This window comes from Rufibacter ruber (genome assembly GCF_014138425.1).
Classification (GTDB): domain Bacteria; phylum Bacteroidota; class Bacteroidia; order Cytophagales; family Hymenobacteraceae; genus Nibribacter; species Nibribacter ruber_C.
The window spans coordinates 118,670-136,826 of sequence record NZ_JACJIQ010000010.1 but is presented as its reverse complement, the minus strand read 5'-3'; the positions used below and the strand labels follow the sequence as shown (position 1 = coordinate 136,826).

The following is an 18,157-nucleotide window of genomic DNA, read 5'->3' as shown; positions in this document are numbered from 1 at the left end:
TGATGTGGAAGAGCTGAAAGCCCGTTTCACAAGCGCTCCAGCCACGGCTGCGGCTTCTGCTGAGTAATCCCGCGTTTTTTCGTTCGCCTACTGCCTTTCGGCAAACTGCACGCGCTTACTCCTGAACAGAAAGATACATGGAAAGTGTAACCACAGCGGTTACACTTTTTTTTATGCCCGGTTACCAAGCTCAATGGCTTGTAGCCGGGTTACTCTACCGCCCTCAACGGCAAACTTGAGCATTGTCCTGATCTTATGGAAACCGTGCCATCCGGCGGCGCCGGGGTTCAGGTGCAGCAAATTGCCGTGTTTAGGGTCTGTCATGACCTTTAAGATGTGCGAATGCCCGCAGATAAACAACCCCGGCGGGTTCTCTTTGATCATGGCCCGCACCTCTGGGGCATATTTACCGGGGTAGCCGCCAATATGGGTCATGAGAACCTCCAGGCCGTTGCAGTCAAACCTCAGGTTCTTTGGGTACAGGTGCCGTATGTCAGCGGCGTCAATATTGCCGTACACCCCCCGCAGGGGAGCCACCTGTGACAGCCGCTCAGAGACTTTTACCGCACCAAAATCGCCGGCATGCCAAATCTCATCACAGCCCTCCAGGTGCGCCAGAATACGGTCATCTACATAGCTGTGCGTGTCTGAGAGAAGGCCAATCTTCATTTGGATTTGGAATTGAGAATGGGGAATTAAGAAAAATGATTACCCTAATTAGGTACTTCTATGTAGAGTTGACTCAATAGATGGAGGACTTTCTGTTTTGGGGCTGTTTTCAGAAAAACAGCCCCAAAACAGAAAGTGAGATATAAGTACGTAGACAAATTTAATTATACATTTTGCCATCTTAGAAATATCCTGGAGGAGAACTCAAAAGCGATAATTAGCAAGCTGCTACCGTTCGCAACCGAGATCCTGTCAGGATGGCAAAGAGAAAGAATATATGCTAATTTCTGTCTCCTTACTTAATTCTTGATTCCCCATTCCTAGTTCTGAATTAATTTAAATTCCCCACACCTCTGGGGCCTGGCGCCACTGGCGCAGGGTCTCAATGGCGTCTGGCGAGATGTAATGCCGGGCGGCGGCGGTTTCAAGGAGAGAGCTGTAGTTGCTCAGGCACAGCAGCGGGATCTGCGCCTCTGCAAAATTCTGGTCTGCCTGCGGAAAACCATAGGTGAAAATGGCGGCCATGCCTATCACCTGGCCGCCGGCGGCCGCAACGGCTTTGGCGGCTTTCAAAGAGCTTCCGCCGGTAGAGATCAGGTCCTCAACCAGCACCACTTTTTGGCCTGCTTCCAGTTTTCCTTCAATTTGGTTGCCCATTCCATGGCTCTTTGGCTCAGGACGCACGTATAAATACGGCAGTTCCAGCAGGTCAGCCACCAGGGCACCCTGCGCAATGCCGGCGGTGGCTACCCCGGCTATAGCCTGCACCTCTGGATACTGGGCCTGAATGGCCTGTGCAAGGGCTTTTTTAATGTAAGACCTTATATGCGGAAAAGAGAGCGTGACGCGGTTGTCACAGTAAATGGGCGAGTTCCAGCCGGAACTCCACTTGAACGGTTGTTCTGGGCGCAGGCGTACCGCTTGCGTCTCCAGCAGGTAAGCCGCTATCTGGGCGGCGGTTTCTGTCTGTGGCATGGGCGAAAATACTCAAAACACTTTAATCTTTCCGGCCAGACTTGCCTTGTGCTGTGAAAAAATTCTTACTTTCTTTGTAGCCTATAGGCTACGTACTTTAGCATTTACCCTGCATGAATGTCTTTATCAATGACATCCCACTGATTATCAAGAAAAGCAGTGAAAAGATCTTTAAGCACAAGTATGACCTGGTGCTGGATAAAGACGATCAGTTTACCTCCAAAGATCTGGTGGGTGATGTGCTGCTGCGTGATGCTGATGCCGCGCTGGTAGACCGCCTGGTACGGCTCATGGAAGTGAAAAAGCTCAAGAAGCTGGACTCCCTCACCCTGGTCACAGACCGCAAGAAAAAACTGATTGAGCACCTCAAAGACCAGTTTAAGATCATTAAAGCCGCCGGCGGACTGGTGATCAAAGACGGTAAAATCCTTATGATTCACCGGCTGGGCACCTGGGACCTGCCTAAAGGGAAGTTGAACAAAGGCGAGGAGGTGCAATTGGCCGCGCTGCGGGAGGTAGAGGAGGAGTGCAACATCAAAGTGGCCATTACCGGTGAACTGCCCAACACGTGGCACTCTTATGCCTACAAAGGCAAGAAGATCCTGAAGAAAACCAACTGGTACACCATGCAGTGCCTGGACGATACGCTCATGAAGCCCCAGGCGGAGGAGTTTATTGAGGAGGTGCGTTTCATGACCCCAGATGAAGTGCTGGAGGTGCTGCCTAAGTCTTACGCCTCCATACAGTTTGTCATCAGAGATTTTTTGCGGGCAACGCGGAAAGCCGGAAAGGAATAAAATCCTGCACATTGCCCCCAAAGCGGTGAATCTCTCTGATAATGGAGGAGTTGATTGCCGCCAGTTTAGGGGAAGTGATCAGGAAAACCGTTTCCAGGTCTGGGTTTACGTGCCGGTTTGCCTGCGCAATGGTATTCTCATACTCAAAGTCTGTGGTATTGCGGAGCCCCCGCAGTAAAAAGCGCGCCCCTACCTCTTTGGCAAAGTCGGCGGTGAGGCCTTTGTAGGCTTGTACGCTGATCCTGGAATTGTCTTTGAACAGATCCTCAATGATAGCCACCATGTCTTCTACCGGGAAATAACGGTTTTTGCTGCTGTTGTTCCCAAGGGCAATGATAATGTTGTCAAAGAGCTCGGCCCCCCGTTGCACCACATCAAAGTGGCCGTTGGTGAAGGGGTCAAAAGAGCCGGGGAAGATGGCGATACGTTTCATGGGCGAGTAGTTAGCCAGATGGTGCTGTACGTTCAGGCTGTGAAGATGGCCATTTTTTTTTACCGCCTCCTTTTCCTCGTCTAAAATTTTATTTCTGTTTTTGGCCTGTTTTTAGAAAAACAGGCCAAAAACAGAAATAAAAAAACTCGACCCCCAGAAGGAGCCGAGTTTTTAGAATTACTCCTATTCTACAAATCCTTATTTATTTTTAAAATACTTCTGCGGGGCTTGCCTCCGTGTCAAATCTCCAGATTTAATGGTGAACCCTTCAGCCATCTCCCCTCACACAAAGCTGCAGGCGTTCGCCCAGCAGGTGGGGGACCACCTTAGATAGTACTTGAAACCGAACCTGGGCCTTTGATATACCTGTTGCCGGGTACAATCTTGTCATAGACGAGAGGTGGGCTGCCTAGTAAGATGCGCAAAGAATAGAGACAGGGGTGGCCAGCCTTGCTTGCCAAACAAAGAACTCTGTTTATACAGACAAACTCTATCTTACAGATACTACTTTACTACATCAGGGGCAGGATTACCAGTACATCAATAGTACATCAGGCGGGAGAAATGGCTTGTTTAAGGGCAGTGGCAAGTGTTCAGCTTTCTGTGGCAGTGGTGTTTGTAATTTTTGTTGGGTTCCGGCCTAATGATTTTAATTGCTCAAGTACAACATTCTCTGGTTTTAGGGTTTGTTCAGATAATGTTCTTGCTGGCTGAAAAAAGGGGAGCAAAAGGATCTGGCAAAGCCATTTGAAGGGCTATGTAGCGGTTCGGTGGGAAAAAAGGCAAAGTCAGGTTCTTGTGATGCCGTGATGAAACGCAAAAGACAAAATTAGGCATGTTCTAAGTGCCGGTAGGCAGGATGGGGCAAGGGAGGAAAAGCTTTATATGTTGCGTCTGTAGCTACGTCACACTGGCCATAGCTGCTTTAAAAATTGAGTATCTGGTACAGGAAAATAACAAAACCCCGGCCATAGTAGCCGGGGCTTTAGTCTGTTCAACGAAGAAAATTTTACTCTAAAAGGCGGTTGGGCAAAAGAATGCCTGTATATCTGTATTAAGCCTGCTCAGCTATTTTTGTCTCAACAGAGGCGGCCTGTACGTGCAGTGAGTTCTGGTGAATCTCCTGAAATATAGCTTTGATGAAGACCTCCTCCAGGCCTTCACGCTGGGCGGCTTTGAGGCGCTGCTCCATCACCTGCTCCCAACGGCCGGTCTGCAACAGGTTCATCTTGCTTTCCTTTTTGATGATACCAATCTGCTTGGCCACCTGTGAACGGCGTGACAGAATGTTGATCAGCTCATTGTCCAGGTAGTCAATCAGGTTCCGCAGCTCGCTCAGTTCCTCTTCATTTGCGGTGGCGTTGGTAAGGGCTGGTTCTACCACCAGCGAGGCGAGCAGTTGTCTCAGGCCTTCTGGGGTAACCTGCTGGGCGGCATCACTCAGGGCTACATCTGGGTTGCAGTGGGTTTCAATCATGAGGCCGTCTACCTGCAGGTTCAGGGCCTCCTGGCTGATCTGCTGCAGAAGGGAACGCTTACCGGCAATATGGCTGGGGTCACAGATCAACGGCACCTCAGGCAACAGTTTCTTAAACTCATAGGCCATGTTCCACTTGGGGTGGTTGCGGTACGGGCGGGAATCAAAGGAGGAGAACCCGCGGTGAATGGCGGCCAGATCAGTGATCCCTGCCCGGTTCAGACGCTCCAGCGCCCCCAGCCACAGCTGCAGGTCTGGGTTTACCGGGTTTTTCACCAGTACGGGTACATCTACGCCCTCCAGGGCATCAGCGATCTCCTGTACAGAGAACGGGTTCACGGTGGTTCTGGCGCCTACCCACAGAATGTCCACCCCTTGCTTTAGGGCATCATTCACATGCTCAGCGGTGGCTACCTCACAGGCCGTAAGCAGACCGGTTTCCTCCTTCACGGTTTTCAGCCATTTCAGGCCTACTTTCCCAATGCCTTCAAAGGCACCTGGCCGCGTGCGGGGTTTCCAGATACCGGCCCGGAAAATAGTGACATCAGATACCTGCTGAAGTCCCCGAGCGGTTTCCAGCATTTGTTCTTCGCTTTCGGCGCTGCACGGGCCGGCAATGATCAACGGTTTGCCATCGGCTCTTTTGAACGTGGAGTTGGCAGCGAGGGTAAGGTGTTTTGTACTCATGGTTATACTTCGGCGGTAGCCGTTATGTGTTTGCTGATTCGTTTAATTGCTTCTTCTAACAGTTGTTCCGGTAAACAGAGTGATACCCGTAAATAGCGCTCTCCCTGGGTCCCGAATATTTTGCCCGGAGTTAAAAACACCCCGGCCTCGTACAGGATCTCATCTAAATAGGCCTCCACCTCTGTGATGGCTTCTGGTACTTTGGCCCAAACAAACATGCCCACTGTGTCTTCCTGGTAAGAACAGCCCAGCATGTTCAACAGTTCATACACCTTCTGTCTGCGTTGGGCGTAGACTTCATTGCGCTCTGTGTGCCAGGAGTCGAAGTTCTGCAGGGCATGAATGGCGGCCTGCTGCACGGGCAGGAACATGCCGCTGTCCAGGTTGCTCTTCACCCTGAGCAGGCACTGCAGGTAGTCTTGGCTGCCCAGGACCATACCCACGCGCCACCCCGCCATGTTGTGTGACTTACTCAGGGAATTGAATTCCAGGCTGCACTGCTTGGCGTTGGGCAAGGAGAGGAGGCTTAAGGGCTTGCCGGTGGGCAGCACCAGGCTGTACGGGTTGTCATTGGCCAGCAGGAACTTGTGCTCCAGCGCCAGATCAACCAAGGCCTGCAAGGCTTGGGCGGTAGCTACCGCCCCGGTGGGCATGTGCGGGTAGTTGATCCACATCAGTTTCACGTTGCCGCCCGCCAGCAGTTCCTGCAGTTCTGCCACGTCTGGGAGCCAGCTGTTTTCTTCTTTCAATGTATAGAAAACAGGTTCAGCACCCACCAGGCGGGCCGTGGCCGCATACGCCGGATAGCCGGGGTTAGGCACCAAAACTTTGTCTCCCGGGTTCAGGAACGCCATAGAGAGATGAAAGATCCCTTCTTTGGAACCCATCAGCGGGAGCACTTCCTGCTCCGGGTTCAGGGTTACCCCGTAGGTGCGCTGGTACCAGTGCCCAATGGCCTCCCGCAGGGCCAGAATAGAGTTGTAGGCCTGGTAGCCGTGTACGCCAGGACTCATGGCGGTCCGGACCAGGGCGCTGATGGTCTCTTCTGAGGGAGCCATGTCCGGGTCACCAATCCCCAGGTTAATGATTTTCTTTCCGGCGGCGTTCAGGGCGCGTACTTCTGCCAATTTGCGGGAGAAGTAGTATTCCTGCACCTGCTGCAGCCTGTTGGCACCTGCTATGATCATACTACTAATTCTGGTTCTAATTGTACTTGTTGAGCTATGCAGCCATTCAACCTGTCTTGCGGGAGCGGGGCCTCTGCCTTGGGGTAAATGCCCACTACCTGCAGGTTGGGGGAGGTAATCTGTAAGGCGGCCAGGGCCTCTGTGATCTGGCTAGCCTGCGCGGCTTCTATCTCCAACACCCAGGATTCAGGCTGGCCCGGGTTCACTGATGGGAGCGCCTGCAGCATGGTCAACTCTAAACCAAGGTCTTGCACTGTCTCCAGTACCGCCTCCAGGGAGAACTTTGCCACGGGGTAGGGAAGGAGCAAGGTGGCTTTGTTGGCGGGTTTGGCCGCGGCAGTGGGGGTGAGGACCAGGAAACGGGTGTAATTGTCCAGTTGGTTGGCCACATTTTCTTGCAGTACCTCCAGGCCGTACAGTTCAGCTGCTTTGCGGCTGGCAATGGCGGCTACCCCTTTTATCAGGCCTTCTTTGATGATGCGCGCGGTGTCTGCGGTGTCTGAGGTCTCTTTGGTGGTTTTCTCCGGGTGCTGCGCAATGTACTCGTTGCACTGCAACAGGGCAATGGGGTGGGACCAGATCTGCTGAATGTCTGCTAACCGCTGGCCTGGCAGTGCCATCAGGGTCTGGTCAATGAGAAGCCACCGCTCTGCCTGCACAGAGAAGCCATACTGGCCCAGCAACCGGTAATTGGGCAGAATAGGGCCTGCTACAGAGTTCTGCACCGCCATGACAGCGTAATCTACCAAGCCAGCCTGCAGCGTGTGGCAAAGCTCTGGAAAGGAGGCGCAGGAGATGGTGCTGATCTGCTCCTGGGGGAACAGTTCTTTGGCGGCAGTTTCATGGAAAGAGGCGGCACCTCCCTGAATGGCGATTTTTATGGTTCTGGTCATAATGAAAAAAGCCCCGCTTTTGGCGGGGCTCTTAGGTTTATCTTTTGTTAATTTAACGCAAAGTCTTACCTGTTGAGCCCCGGATGAGGTCCAAAAAAGTAAAAACCAAAAAAGTAAGAATTGCGCTGAATCATTTTCTTTTCTTTTTAAGAATACCCAAACATACAGGGTGTGCTTTCAACTTCCAAACAATGTAGCAAATATTTTTAAATATTTTTAATAAAACGGTTGTTAGGTTGGTAAAATAGTAGTATATGCAAACAGTAGTTAGTGTATAATCGGGAAATATGGAGCTGATTTCTGTTTATGGGCTATTTTTCAGAAAACAGGGCTAAAACGGAAACAGAGTATTATCTGGTAAGTTCAGGCAACGCCCATACTAGCTTTGACGACTGTTGGAAGGAAGGGTGAGAACTCACCGTAGTGAAGAGAGGTGAATATAAGTCAGCATTATCAGCGCGGTTAGAGAACGCCAGGAAGATGGCCTCCTTTTCAGGCACACTCACCACCAGATGGCTGAAACCGCAGGTATTGCCACTGTGGCAGAGCTCCAGGCTGCCGTTTTTCCTGAGGGTAAAGAACCACCCCATGCCGTAGAAACTGTTAGGGAAATCTGGAACCGCCGTGTGCACTTTATGGAGCAGGGGTGCCAGGAGGAATTCCGGATGGTGGTGCAGGGCGTGGTGCCAGCACAGGTACTCCTGAACAGACGTATACAGGCAGCCGTCTCCTTGGGTGGCGCTGCAGGGACTTTGGTCAGAAAAAATAAATTTATCTCTGTTTGGAGCATACCCCATGGCGCGGTGTGGTATGGGTGAGCCGGGCTGGTAGAAAACGGTGTTCTGCATGCCAAGGGGCTGGAAAATCTTTTCCTTCAGGTAATTCCTAATAGGTTTGTCTGAAACTTTTTTCACCAGCAAGCCCAGCAGAACATACCCGGTGTTGCTGTATCTGAAACCATGGCCAGATGTAAAATACCGCTGAGACCGGGCGGCAGTCATCTCCAACACCTCCTGGTCGGTTACCTGCCGGGGGCGGTTGTCAGCAATTACGTCCTCATAATCTGGCAAGCCGGAAGTGTGGGTTAAGAGGTGCCGTATGGTTACAGAAGCATGGTATTGCTGCATCTGGGTCAGAAACAAACCAATGGGGTCATCAAATGTGAACAGCCCTTCTTTTTCAAGCATGGCAACCGCCATAGCGGTAAACTGCTTGGTAAGAGATGCCATTCTAAAATTGGTTGCTGGGTGGAGCTGTTGCCCGGTGTCTGGATTGGCGCACCCAAAAGACTTTTTATAGAGATCCCTGCCTCCGGCCTGGGCAATAATTGTAAGTCCTGGTTCTTTTGCCGGATAGAGCGGGACCAGGAGATGATCCAGAGCGTGTGCAACTGAACTGGGGAATGTAATATTTGCTGAAGTAGGGGTCGTTTCCATGGCTGAGGCAGAAAGGTAATACACTCAGGGCTCCAACCAAAACCTATACCTGCCCTTCTTGTTGTTCATACCAAGAAACTAAGCTATGATGTATAGGGGCAGATTGCAAATAACTTACCCCTTCCCTGTAGGCAGGGCCGGTAAGTTGAGGAATCTTCTCTGTTTCTCGTTTTTGATTATCTGATGACACTCTTTACCAGTACTCTTTTACTTGAGCTTGATTGACGTGTAACTAACGGCCTCGTGTAAAAGACGGCGAAGGCCGTCGGCCGCTGCTGACGTTTATGCAGTGTTGGTGGTTGCTTTTTTAACACGCTACCACAATTTCCTCCACCAAGGCTTTTTCTGTTCTTTTAAGTTTTTTTCTCTTTCAGTCCTGTTCATTTCCTCCAAGTCAGAAACTACTCGCTTATTTAGTTCAGACCAACTTGTATGATTTTCAATGCTATAATCTGCATATAGTGCTAAGAAGTCGAGTGTTTCATTTCTAACAATGTCCAAGCTTCCATATACCTTTGTATTGGCCAGGTCGAATCCATCGTCGATTTGGTAGATGTACCCTTTTTCAAGTTCTGTAAAGTCTACCTCATCTTTAAGGTTATACATTGTCCGAACTATTCTCTCAAGTTCTTGTCCCTCTATAAGCCGCTTGTAAAGTAGTCCAAGAATTGCCTTACCGTTAGCTAAGGAATCCGAATCTAAAAAGCTACCTAAATAAGAAACCCCTTCGCTTTTAGATTTTATGAGAGACAATTCAATGAAGAATATATCTGGTTCTGCTTCTTGTGTAATTATTTCATCGGCCCACTTGGTAACTTCTTCTTTGCTAATAAGACTACTTGCCAAACCTACTTTGAACAAGGTCAGTAGTTCCTTATATTCTTTTGGGTCTCTCATTCATTTTAATAAAAGTTACCGCCAACTCCCCAATAACCGCACCTACTATGTGTATCACACCTATCTCCGTAGTTAAACATACGCTTTATTCGTCTTTCTAACAAACCGTCACCACATAGAAAGAGGCTTCCGTTTTGGGGCTGTTTTCTGAAAAACAGCCCCAAAACGGAAGCCTCATCTGGAAATGCTGGAAACAGACTACAGCACGTCTTTCAAGACCGCCCAAACGTTTTCGGCCAGAATCTTTTGGCCGGCGGCGGTAGGGTGCACACCGTCCTGTTGGTTGAGGTGGCGTTCCCCGCCCACGCCTTCCAGCAGGAAAGGGACCAGGGCCATGTTGTTCTCAGTAGCCAGCTGTCTAAAGATCACCCTAAATTCGCTGGCGTAGCGGCCACCCATGCTGGATGGGACTTCCATGCCCGCCATGACCAACTTGGCTTGGGGGTATTTGGCTTTCACTTTGTCAACAATGGCCTGCAGGTTCTTTTTGGTCTCGGCGGGCGGAATGCCGCGCAGGCCGTCGTTGGCCCCCAGTTCCAGCACAAACACATCCACCGGCTGCCGCAGCAACCAGTCAATCCTGTTCTTGCCTCCCGCTGAGGTTTCCCCACTCAGGCCGGCATTGATGGCCTTGTACGGTAGCTGCAGCGAGTCAATCTTCTTCTGGATCAGGGCCGGGAAAGACTCTGAGGGGCTGAGCCCGTACCCGGCGGTGAGGCTGTTGCCGAAAAATAATATGTTCTTCATCTTTTGCGGAGCAGTGGGTTTCTGGGCGGTTTGCGTTGCCGGGCTGGAGCTCCTGTCAGAGGCGCCCTTGTCAGAGCAGCCGTACAAAAAGGGGACCACCAGCCAAAAGAGGAACAAACAACGGTTATACATAGAGATCATGGGTAGGGTTGGGTTACAAAGAAAGTACTTAATAACTTAATTGGTACGTTTAAGGTTTAACTGGCGGTACCGCCATTGTTTCGTATTTTACGGCACTTTCCTCTGCCCGTCAAAGAGCCAGAGGTTTCATTTCCAACCAAGAACGCGTGAACACCATTCTGCAGATCCAAAACCTGAGCAAGACCTACCAAAGTGCAGAGCGCACCCTTACGGTATTAGAGAACATCAACTTTTCCATTGACGCGGGCTCAACGGTGGCCATTGTGGGGCCGTCTGGCAGCGGCAAGACCACCCTGCTGGGGCTCTGCGCCGGCCTTGACCGCTCCAGCGCAGGGGCGGTGGCGTTGAACGGCATCCGGCTGGACGAGCTGAGCGAAGATGCGCGCGCCCAGGTGCGCAACCAGCACGTGGGGTTTATCTTCCAGAACTTCCAGCTGCTGCCCACGCTCACGGCCCTGGAAAATGTGATGGTACCGTTAGAACTGCGGGGTGAGAAGAACGTGCAGCCGCAGGCGCTGGAACTGTTGGACAAAGTAGGCCTGGCCAGCCGGGCGCACCATTATCCGGCGCAGCTGTCAGGGGGGGAGCAGCAGCGGGTATCGCTGGCGCGGGCTTTCTCCAACAAACCTAAGATCCTGTTCGCAGATGAACCCACGGGCAATCTGGATGCCGAAACTAGTGAGAAAGTGGTGAACCTCCTGTTCCGCCTGAACCAGGACGCCGGAACCACCCTGGTGCTGGTGACCCATGACCTGGAGCTGGCCTCTAAAACCCAGCGTATACTGCGGGTGAAAGGCGGAAAGCTGGTGTCAGATGAGCGCACAGGCGTGTAGCAATGTTCCGCCTGCCAGTTTTCTATAGACTCTGTAGGAACACCGGCAAGGCAGTAGCCAGCACTATGGGAGCCACCACCTTCCTGCTTCCTCTTTCTGTTTTGGGGCTGTTTTCTGAAAAACAGCCCCAAAACAGAAAGAAATCACCAAAGAGACTTGTACCCTCCAACCCTCAACCAAAACCATTTTGAACAACCTGAACCTACCGTGGCTGGTGAAAATGGCCTGGCGCGACAGCCGCCGAAACCGTTCCCGGCTTTTCCTGTTCATCTCCAGCATCATTCTGGGCATAGCTGCGCTGGTGGCCATCTTTTCCTTTGGCCATAACCTGCGGCGCGACATTGACCAGCAGGCCATGAGCCTGATTGGGGCAGACGTCACCATTTCCAGCAACCGTCCGGTAAGCCCTGAACTGCAGCCGTTGCTTGACTCACTGGGTGATCTGCGGTCAGAGGAGCGAAGTTTCGCCTCTATGGTGTTCTTCCCCAGAAGCCAGGGCACCCGCCTGGTGCAGGTAAGGGCGCTGCAAGGCGGCTATCCGTATTACGGAAAGCTGGAAACCACTCCCGCTGAGGCAGGCACCTCCTTTCAAAATGGCCAGCAGGCGCTGGTAGACAAGACGGTTATGCTCCAGTTCGGGGCCAAGGTGGGAGACACCCTCTGGGTGGGGAATCTGTCATTTGAGATTGCCGGGATCTTGAACAAAGCCCCTGGGCAGACCGGGATTTCAGCCACCGTGGCCCCGGCCGTGTATGTGCCGCTGCGGTTTCTGGCCCAGACCGGCCTGGACCAGAAAGGGAGCCGCATCAATTACCGGTACTACTATAAATACAACCGGGAGGTAGATTTAAAAGCCCTGGCCAACAAACTGGAGCCCCGCCTGGAGAAGGAGCTGGTCAACCTGGAGACCGCCGACTCTGAGCGCGAAAACCTGGGCCGCTCGTTTGAAGACCTCACCAGCTTTCTGGCCCTGGTGGGGTTTATAGCCCTGTTGCTGGGGAGCATTGGCGTGGCCAGCGCCATTCATGTGTACATGCGGGAAAAGTTGCCCTCTATTGCCATTTTGCGGTGCATGGGCGTGAGCGGGCGGCAGGCGTTCCTGATCTACGTGATCCAGATCCTGGGCATAGGCTTGGTGGGGTCTGTGCTGGGGGCTGCGCTCGGCACGGCCGTGCAGTTGCTGTTGCCGCAGGTGCTGCAAGACCTGCTGCCGGTAGAGGTGACGGTGGCGGTCTCCTGGCTGGCGGTAGGGCAGGGCGTGCTCATTGGGCTGGTCATTTCCCTGCTGTTTGCTCTGTTGCCGCTGGTGAGTATCAGAAACATATCGCCGCTCAACACGCTCCGGCTCTCTTATGAAAACACCAGTCTGCTCAAAGACCCGCTCAAGTGGCTGGTGTACGCCCTTATTCTGCTGTTCATCTTTGGGTTTACCTACCTGCAGACGCGGCAGCTGAAAGACTCTTTCTACTTCACCCTGGGTGTGCTGGTGGCGTTTCTGGTGCTGGTGGGTATTGCGTGGACGTTGATGTGGCTGGTGCGCCGGTTTTTCCCCACCTCCTGGAGCTACCTCTGGCGGCAGGGGCTGTCCAACCTATTCCGGCCTAACAACCAGACCCTGATCCTGATCATTTCCATTGGCCTGGGCACGGCCTTTATCTGCACGCTTTATTTTGTGCAGTCCATTCTCCTGAACCGCATCACCTTGTCTGCCAGTGAGAACCAGCCCAACATGGTGCTGTTTGACATTCAGCCGGCCCAGCGCGAAGCGGTGACGCGGCTCACCAGGGCGCAGGGGCTGCCTGTGATCCAGCAGGTACCCATTGTGACCATGCGGGTTGAGGAAATCAATGGCCTTACGGCCGAAAAAGTGTTAGCAGACACTACGTTAGAGGTCTCCATCAGAGCCTTCCAGCGGGAGATGCGGGTCACGTTCAGAGACAGCCTCACCAGCTCAGAAAAAATCACCCAGGGCACCTGGCGCGGGAAAGTAGCCGCCCCTGATGATACCGTTTTTGTGTCACTGGACCAGAGTTATGCAGAGCGCCTGAAAGTTGAGGTGGGGGATACCATCATCTTCAACGTGCAGGGGGCCCTGATTCCCACCGTGGTGGGCAGCCTGCGCAAGGTAGACTGGAACCGCATCCAGACCAACTTTCTGGTGGTTTTCCCCACCGGGGTGCTGGAAGAGGCGCCGCAGTTCCATGTCTTGATCACCAGAGTGCCCACGGCCCAGGCCTCGGCGGCGTTTCAGCAGAAGGTGGTGCGGCAGTTCCCCAACATTTCCATCATTGACCTGGAGCTGATTTTAAGTGTCATGGACGAGCTGTTGGAGAAAATAGGTTTTGTGATCCGGTTTATGGGGGCGTTCAGTATTATGACCGGCGTGGTGGTGCTTATTTCCTCAGTGCTCATCAGCAAATACCAGCGCATGCGCGAAAGCGTGTTACTGCGCACCATGGGTGCCAGCCGGAAACAGATTTACGCCATTACCGCGTTAGAGTACTTTTTCTTAGGGGCCCTGGCCGCCGGTACGGGCATTGTCCTGTCGCTGGCCGGGAGTTGGGCCTTGGCCAGATTCAGCTTTGAAACCGAATTCTCGCCGCAGCTGTTGCCGGTGCTGGTGCTTTTTGGGCTCATCTCTACGTTAACGGTGGTGATTGGCCTGTTTAACAGCCGGGGAGTAGTGAACCGGTCGCCGCTGGAGGTTCTGCGGGCAGAGGCATAAGAAAGGCTTGGCCCCCCTTTCGTTTTCGGCCTGTTTTTCAGAAACCAGGCCGAAAACGCAACGTAATTATTTTTTCCCTTTCCCCTCTAGCCTTTGATACCACACCTCGCTGGCCCCTCCCTGTTTCTGGGTGTAGGCCACCAGCAGGTGAGAGTCACCCACCCCCACCACCACCGGATAACTGGCACTGACGGTGTCTGCCGTAAGAAAAGACTGCAGCACAGGCGCCCCCATTGCGTCTCTCACCTGTAGCCCAATGCGGGCCCGGAACGGTTTTGCCTGGGGCACCTGCTCATCCCAAACCAGGGCCAGCTGTTCGTTTCCAAAACTCACTAGCTGCGGGTGTTTGGCTGAGGCGAGCGTACTTACCGCCTCCCGCGGCGCAAAGGCACCCGCCTGGGGTTTGTGGGTGTAGAAAACCCCGCTTCCGCCGCCCATGGTGTACCATGCGGCATGCAGCCCGCTCCTGGTCCAGGCCAGCGTGGGCCCGGTATGCGGACAGCCGTTGATGACCCAGTTGTCTACACTAATGCGCTCGCGGGGTTGAAAAGTCTGCCCGTTGTCTGTTGACACCAGGTGCATCATGTCCCGGATGCTGTCATTCAAGATGGCGCGGTAAGCGGCATGCAGGTGGCCTCTACCGTCTACAAACAAATCTGTGCGGCAGCACTGGCAGAGTTGCCGGTCAATCACTTTCTCATAGGTAAAGCCCTGCCGGCCGCTGGTGGAGGAGAAGTAGAGGCTGGAGCCTTCTTTGGCCGTGTTCTTGCGGGAATCCAGCCAGATGGCGGCCACTTCGCCGGAAGGCAAAAGGGCTAGGTCAAAGTAGCGTTCATCTATGCTGTTCTCGGCGTCCTGCGCCAGTTGCCGGGCGGGGGTCCAGGTTTTTCCGCTGTCAAATGACTGGGTGTACCTCACCAGGCCGGCGTAGCTGTTTTGGTTACTCGGGTTCTGAACGGCAAAGACCGCTAAGATGTCCCCGTTGGCTTTGAAGACCAGTTTAGACAAGTTTTCGTCATGCGGATACACCCCGGCCGAGGTGGGAATTGCCTGGGGTGGGGCAAAGGTGTGGCCTTGGTCAGTGGAGCGGGCGTAGTACAAAAGATAATGGCCGGCTGTATCCTGCGCCTGCACCCAGCAAAGCACCGGGTTACCCTTGTGGTCTTTGGTGAGGTAGGGGCTGGAGGCTTTCAGGTGGTTCAGGGAAATCCTCTTCGGGCCGGCTTGTTCCTCCTGGGCCGGCTTCTGCTGGCAACCCACCCCCAGCAGGGCGAGAAAAAGTAACAGGACAAGTTGATAGTTATAAATTGGTTTCATGTTATTCTGAATGGGATAAAGTGCATGGTAAAGGCTGTTTTCGGCCTGTTTTTCCAAAAACAGGCCGAAAACAGAAAAAAGGGATGTGTTTTAGAGCTGCTTGCCTTTGGCCGTGAACTGATAGCCCAGCCCAACCGTGAAGGTTCTGGGTACGCCCTGGCGGTAGCTTTTGCCATAGGCGAATTTGTCAACGGTGGTGGCGTAAAGCTCATGGGTGAGGTTGATTACGTTCACCCAGGCTTCCACCCCGTGAAAAGCGTACCCCATTCTGGCATGGAAGAGGTGGTAGCCTTGGTACGTCTCAGAATTGGCAGGATCCATGTAGTACCGGCCCACGCGCTGCCATTCGGCGCTCAGCCGCAGACCGGGCAGGAAAAGAGGCTTGTACGTAATTTCTGTATTGCCAATGTACCTGGGGGCGGTAGCCATTTCATGGCCGGAGTAGTCCTGGCCGCGCTCTACAAAATGCCGGAACCAGTGCCGGGCGTAGGTGCCGCCTACCCTGAGCGTTAACGCCTCTACCAGGGAGGCCTGCCAGGTGAATTCCAAGCCCCGGTGGCGGGTGCGCCCGGCATTCTGATTTAGGTAGGTGCCGTCTGCCAGCCGCACAGAGATGATTTCATTGGTCCCGTCCATCTGGTACACGCTCAGGTCCAGATAGGCTTTCTGCTGCCAGAAGCTCCACCAGCCGCCCAGCTCATAGCTTCTGTAATCAGAAGGTTGCAGGGTAGGTGCTTGCACGCCCCGGTACAGTTCAGTGATCTGCGGCGGGGCAAAGCCTACGCTGTAGTTGGCATAAAGTCCGTTGCTTTTCCCAAAGTCATACGTCAGCCCCAGCTTGGGCGAGAACTGATGATATCCATCGGTTTTGTCTGGCGCCCCGGTGAAAGAAGAAGGCGGCAGGTAATTGTCAAAGGCATAGTCCAGCCGGTCATACCTGAGCGCCGCCACCAGTTTCAGGCGCTCTACCGGTGAGATCTCTGCCTGGGTGTAGACGGCGGTGTTCAGCAGGTCTACTGCATAATGCGTCAGGAGTGAATCTTTGGCGGTATAGCCGGTATAGGTGCCGTCTTCGCTGCGGTCAATGTCCAGGAACCGGGCGGTGTAGGTGGCCGGGCTGTAATCAGCGCTTATTCCTGCTATGAGGCTGGCGTTGAGAAAGGAAACCTGTTTTCTGTGCTGGGCAATAATGCCGTAGCTGGTGAACGCGTCTTCATTGATTTCCCCTTTTGCCTTGCGCGGGTTCCCAGAGACATTGGCAATGGCGTAAAACGGATTCTGCCCAATGGCATTCTGCCGGAAGAACAAAGTGGCCTGCGTTTGGTTTTGGGCATCCCAGCTATGCGCCAACGTGCTCCTTATGCGCAGCGCCTCCACCTGGCGGTAGGTGAACGTGTGCGGGCTGCTGTATTCCTTCTTGAAGAAACGGGTACTGTCCAGGCCGCCCGTCTGGTCGGTTGTATAATCCACCCACGTGGCAGAGGTGGTGAGCTTGCTGCGGTCCGATATCTGGTAGTCGGTTCTGAGGGTGAAGGCCAGCTTGTCAAAATCACTGTGGCTGATGAGGCCGTCCCGCTGCGCCGCGTAGTAGCCGCCGGCGTACACCCCCACTTTGCCCAAGGTGTTGCTCACGCTAAAGTCTGTGCGGCGGTAGCCCTGGTTGCTGGCTTCCAGCTGTACCTTGGCAGACAGAACGGGCGATGGGGCCAGGGTAATAAAATTCACGGCTCCGCCAATGGCCTCGCTCCCGTACAGAGAAGAAGCGGGGCCTCTGATCACTTCAATGTTCTTAAGGGCCGCCTGATTGATCTCAATGAGGGCGTTATGGTTAAAATCGCCGGAGGCGCGAATGGGAATGCCGTCTTCCAGATACAGAAAGAGGCTTTTGTAGCCAATGGGCTGCCTTATTGCCATGGTATGCTGCTCATTTCCCAGGTTCACCATGTACACGCCGCTCACTTTGTTCAGGACCTGGTCCAGCGTGGTGGCTTTGGTGTCATGCAATACCTGGGCGGAGATGCTGCTGATGGCCACCGGCGCCTCTGTGCGGCTTTGTGCTTCCCGGCTGGCAGAGACCACCACCTGGTTGATCTGGCTGGCAGCGGGCACCAGGGCCACTACCAGCGGTTGCCCCTGCACGGGAAGTTGCTGGGAAAAATATCCCAGGTACGAGACCGCCAACGTCTCCTGCGGTTGGCTGGCAGACAGCGTGAACCGTCCTGCCTGGTCTGTGCTGGTAGCCAGCGCGCTGGGTTGGCTTTGCACCGTGGCACCCACTAAGGCTTCTTTGGTATAGGCGTTTATCACCCGCCCCTGCACCGTGTGTTGGGCATGGGCATAGCGGGCCAGCGTCATGCAGAGCATGAGGCAAGCAAAATATCTTTGCATAGAACTGGATTGACAGGAATAGAAATAGAAAATCTGCCGTGCCCCAAAAGTGGGAGGCACAGCCAGGCCCACCAGGGTTCACCTGGTGGCATTTACTTCTAAACTGCCGTCTGGGGCGGGTGAAAGATAGCCTGCAAAGACCCGCTGGGTTTGCCTTCTAAAAAAGCCAGGGGCACGGCTGAACCTTTATGGGCGAACGCCGGGGGGTAGGAGGCCAGTGACTGGTAGAACAAGGTGATTTCCTGCTTCTGTTTCTGACGCTTCTGGTTAGAGGTGTTCTCGGTCTGCTCCGCCTTCCTGAGTTTCTTCATCAGGTAGCACTTCCCATTACATTGCAGTTGGGGCTTTTCCCGGTTAAGGCAGAGAAACTTAGTGATGAAGTCTTTGTTGGCCTGGTACTCTAACAAAATGAAAAGCCTGCTGAATGCTTGGGTCAGCATCACCACCAGGAGTAATATGGTTACTGTTCTTTTCACGTTCTAAAGGCGGGGCAAAGGTAGCCAGGCAACCTGTAACTAGCTTAAAGGATTTGTAAAGTTTTTGTTTCAAAGTCAG

The 18,157-nt window shown here is 53.3% G+C and carries 15 protein-coding genes; 3 read left to right on the top strand and 12 right to left on the bottom strand.

Going from position 1 to position 18,157, the window contains the following annotated elements; genetic code table 11:
* Positions 1 to 171 precede the first annotated feature (171 nt).
* Together FHS90_RS13120 and pyrE are read right to left on the bottom strand one after the other, a co-directional pair.
* On the bottom strand, positions 172 to 669 hold the full coding sequence (locus tag FHS90_RS13120) for a metallophosphoesterase family protein (RefSeq protein WP_066829832.1): 498 nt from the start codon (positions 667 to 669) through the stop codon (positions 172 to 174).
* A gap of 336 nt (positions 670 to 1,005) precedes the next feature.
* Positions 1,006 to 1,644, bottom strand: a complete 639-nt coding sequence (gene pyrE, locus FHS90_RS13115; protein ID WP_066829835.1) for an orotate phosphoribosyltransferase — start codon at positions 1,642 to 1,644, stop codon at positions 1,006 to 1,008.
* Between the two features lie 113 nt (positions 1,645 to 1,757).
* Here pyrE and FHS90_RS13110 point away from each other — a divergent pair, with 113 nt between their 5' ends.
* Complete coding sequence (locus tag FHS90_RS13110; protein ID WP_066829838.1) at positions 1,758 to 2,441, top strand: NUDIX hydrolase; 684 nt, start codon at positions 1,758 to 1,760, stop codon at positions 2,439 to 2,441.
* Here FHS90_RS13110 and coaD read toward each other — a convergent pair.
* The 7 genes from coaD to FHS90_RS13075 form a co-directional block, all read right to left on the bottom strand.
* Positions 2,398 to 2,874, bottom strand: a complete 477-nt coding sequence (gene coaD, locus FHS90_RS13105) for a pantetheine-phosphate adenylyltransferase (RefSeq protein ID WP_066829841.1) — start codon at positions 2,872 to 2,874, stop codon at positions 2,398 to 2,400. The two genes, FHS90_RS13110 and coaD, sit on opposite strands and share 44 nt — an antisense overlap.
* Positions 2,875 to 3,928: 1,054 nt before the next feature.
* Entirely contained in the window at positions 3,929 to 5,038 is a 1,110-nt protein-coding gene (locus FHS90_RS13100) for a chorismate mutase (protein ID WP_066829844.1), read from the bottom strand.
* Between the two features lie 2 nt (positions 5,039 to 5,040).
* A complete protein-coding gene (locus FHS90_RS13095) occupies positions 5,041 to 6,225 on the bottom strand; it encodes a pyridoxal phosphate-dependent aminotransferase (RefSeq protein ID WP_066829848.1) in 1,185 nt (394 codons plus the stop codon).
* Positions 6,222 to 7,118: a prephenate dehydratase gene (locus tag FHS90_RS13090; protein ID WP_066829851.1), complete on the bottom strand. Its 897-nt coding sequence runs from the start codon at positions 7,116 to 7,118 to the stop codon at positions 6,222 to 6,224. The genes FHS90_RS13095 and FHS90_RS13090 overlap by 4 nt, the downstream gene beginning before the upstream one ends.
* Before the next feature lie 350 nt (positions 7,119 to 7,468).
* Positions 7,469 to 8,554: a serine hydrolase domain-containing protein gene (locus FHS90_RS13085; protein ID WP_066829938.1), complete on the bottom strand. Its 1,086-nt coding sequence runs from the start codon at positions 8,552 to 8,554 to the stop codon at positions 7,469 to 7,471.
* 315 nt (positions 8,555 to 8,869) lie between these two features.
* On the bottom strand, positions 8,870 to 9,451 hold the full coding sequence (locus FHS90_RS13080; RefSeq protein ID WP_066829854.1) for a hypothetical protein: 582 nt from the start codon (positions 9,449 to 9,451) through the stop codon (positions 8,870 to 8,872).
* 198 nt (positions 9,452 to 9,649) lie between these two features.
* A complete protein-coding gene (locus FHS90_RS13075; protein WP_082893382.1) occupies positions 9,650 to 10,198 on the bottom strand; it encodes a GDSL-type esterase/lipase family protein in 549 nt (182 codons plus the stop codon).
* A 287-nt stretch (positions 10,199 to 10,485) separates the two neighbouring features.
* Between FHS90_RS13075 and FHS90_RS13070 the strand changes: the two genes are divergently transcribed.
* Positions 10,486 to 11,172 (top strand): ABC transporter ATP-binding protein, encoded by a 687-nt coding sequence (locus FHS90_RS13070; protein WP_066829856.1) that lies wholly within the window; start codon positions 10,486 to 10,488, stop codon positions 11,170 to 11,172.
* 187 nt (positions 11,173 to 11,359) lie between these two features.
* The gene (locus FHS90_RS13065) at positions 11,360 to 13,897 is read left to right on the top strand and encodes an ABC transporter permease (RefSeq protein ID WP_343049705.1); all 2,538 of its coding nucleotides are present in this window, start codon (positions 11,360 to 11,362) and stop codon (positions 13,895 to 13,897) included.
* A 66-nt stretch (positions 13,898 to 13,963) separates the two neighbouring features.
* On the opposite strand, the gene FHS90_RS13060 is transcribed toward FHS90_RS13065, so the two are convergent.
* The 3 genes from FHS90_RS13060 to FHS90_RS13050 form a co-directional block, all read right to left on the bottom strand.
* Positions 13,964 to 15,214 (bottom strand): exo-alpha-sialidase, encoded by a 1,251-nt coding sequence (locus tag FHS90_RS13060; protein ID WP_182513375.1) that lies wholly within the window; start codon positions 15,212 to 15,214, stop codon positions 13,964 to 13,966.
* 90 nt (positions 15,215 to 15,304) lie between these two features.
* Positions 15,305 to 17,602 carry a TonB-dependent receptor gene (locus FHS90_RS13055; protein WP_220483061.1) on the bottom strand — a complete coding sequence of 766 codons (2,298 nt, stop codon included), beginning with the start codon at positions 17,600 to 17,602 and terminating at the stop codon, positions 15,305 to 15,307.
* Positions 17,603 to 17,700: 98 nt separating this feature from the next.
* A complete protein-coding gene (locus FHS90_RS13050) occupies positions 17,701 to 18,078 on the bottom strand; it encodes a hypothetical protein (protein ID WP_182513374.1) in 378 nt (125 codons plus the stop codon).
* Between the last annotated feature and the right edge of the window lie 79 nt (positions 18,079 to 18,157).

Excerpts from the sequence above, each read along its gene's own strand:
- FHS90_RS13085 (WP_066829938.1), bottom strand. The coding sequence starts at position 8,554 with ATGGAAACGACCCCTACTTCAGCAAATATTACATTCCCCAGTTCAGTT.
- pyrE (WP_066829835.1), bottom strand. The coding sequence starts at position 1,644 with ATGCCACAGACAGAAACCGCCGCCCAGATAGCGGCTTACCTGCTGGAG.
- FHS90_RS13120 (WP_066829832.1), bottom strand. The coding sequence starts at position 669 with ATGAAGATTGGCCTTCTCTCAGACACGCACAGCTATGTAGATGACCGT.
- FHS90_RS13090 (WP_066829851.1), bottom strand. The coding sequence starts at position 7,118 with ATGACCAGAACCATAAAAATCGCCATTCAGGGAGGTGCCGCCTCTTTC.
- FHS90_RS13080 (WP_066829854.1), bottom strand. The coding sequence starts at position 9,451 with ATGAGAGACCCAAAAGAATATAAGGAACTACTGACCTTGTTCAAAGTA.
- FHS90_RS13110 (WP_066829838.1), top strand. The coding sequence starts at position 1,758 with ATGAATGTCTTTATCAATGACATCCCACTGATTATCAAGAAAAGCAGT.
- FHS90_RS13075 (WP_082893382.1), bottom strand. The coding sequence starts at position 10,198 with ATGAAGAACATATTATTTTTCGGCAACAGCCTCACCGCCGGGTACGGG.
- FHS90_RS13055 (WP_220483061.1), bottom strand. The coding sequence starts at position 17,602 with ATGCAAAGATATTTTGCTTGCCTCATGCTCTGCATGACGCTGGCCCGC.
- coaD (WP_066829841.1), bottom strand. The coding sequence starts at position 2,874 with ATGAAACGTATCGCCATCTTCCCCGGCTCTTTTGACCCCTTCACCAAC.
- FHS90_RS13060 (WP_182513375.1), bottom strand. The coding sequence starts at position 15,214 with ATGAAACCAATTTATAACTATCAACTTGTCCTGTTACTTTTTCTCGCC.
- FHS90_RS13100 (WP_066829844.1), bottom strand. The coding sequence starts at position 5,038 with ATGAGTACAAAACACCTTACCCTCGCTGCCAACTCCACGTTCAAAAGA.
- FHS90_RS13095 (WP_066829848.1), bottom strand. The coding sequence starts at position 6,225 with ATGATCATAGCAGGTGCCAACAGGCTGCAGCAGGTGCAGGAATACTAC.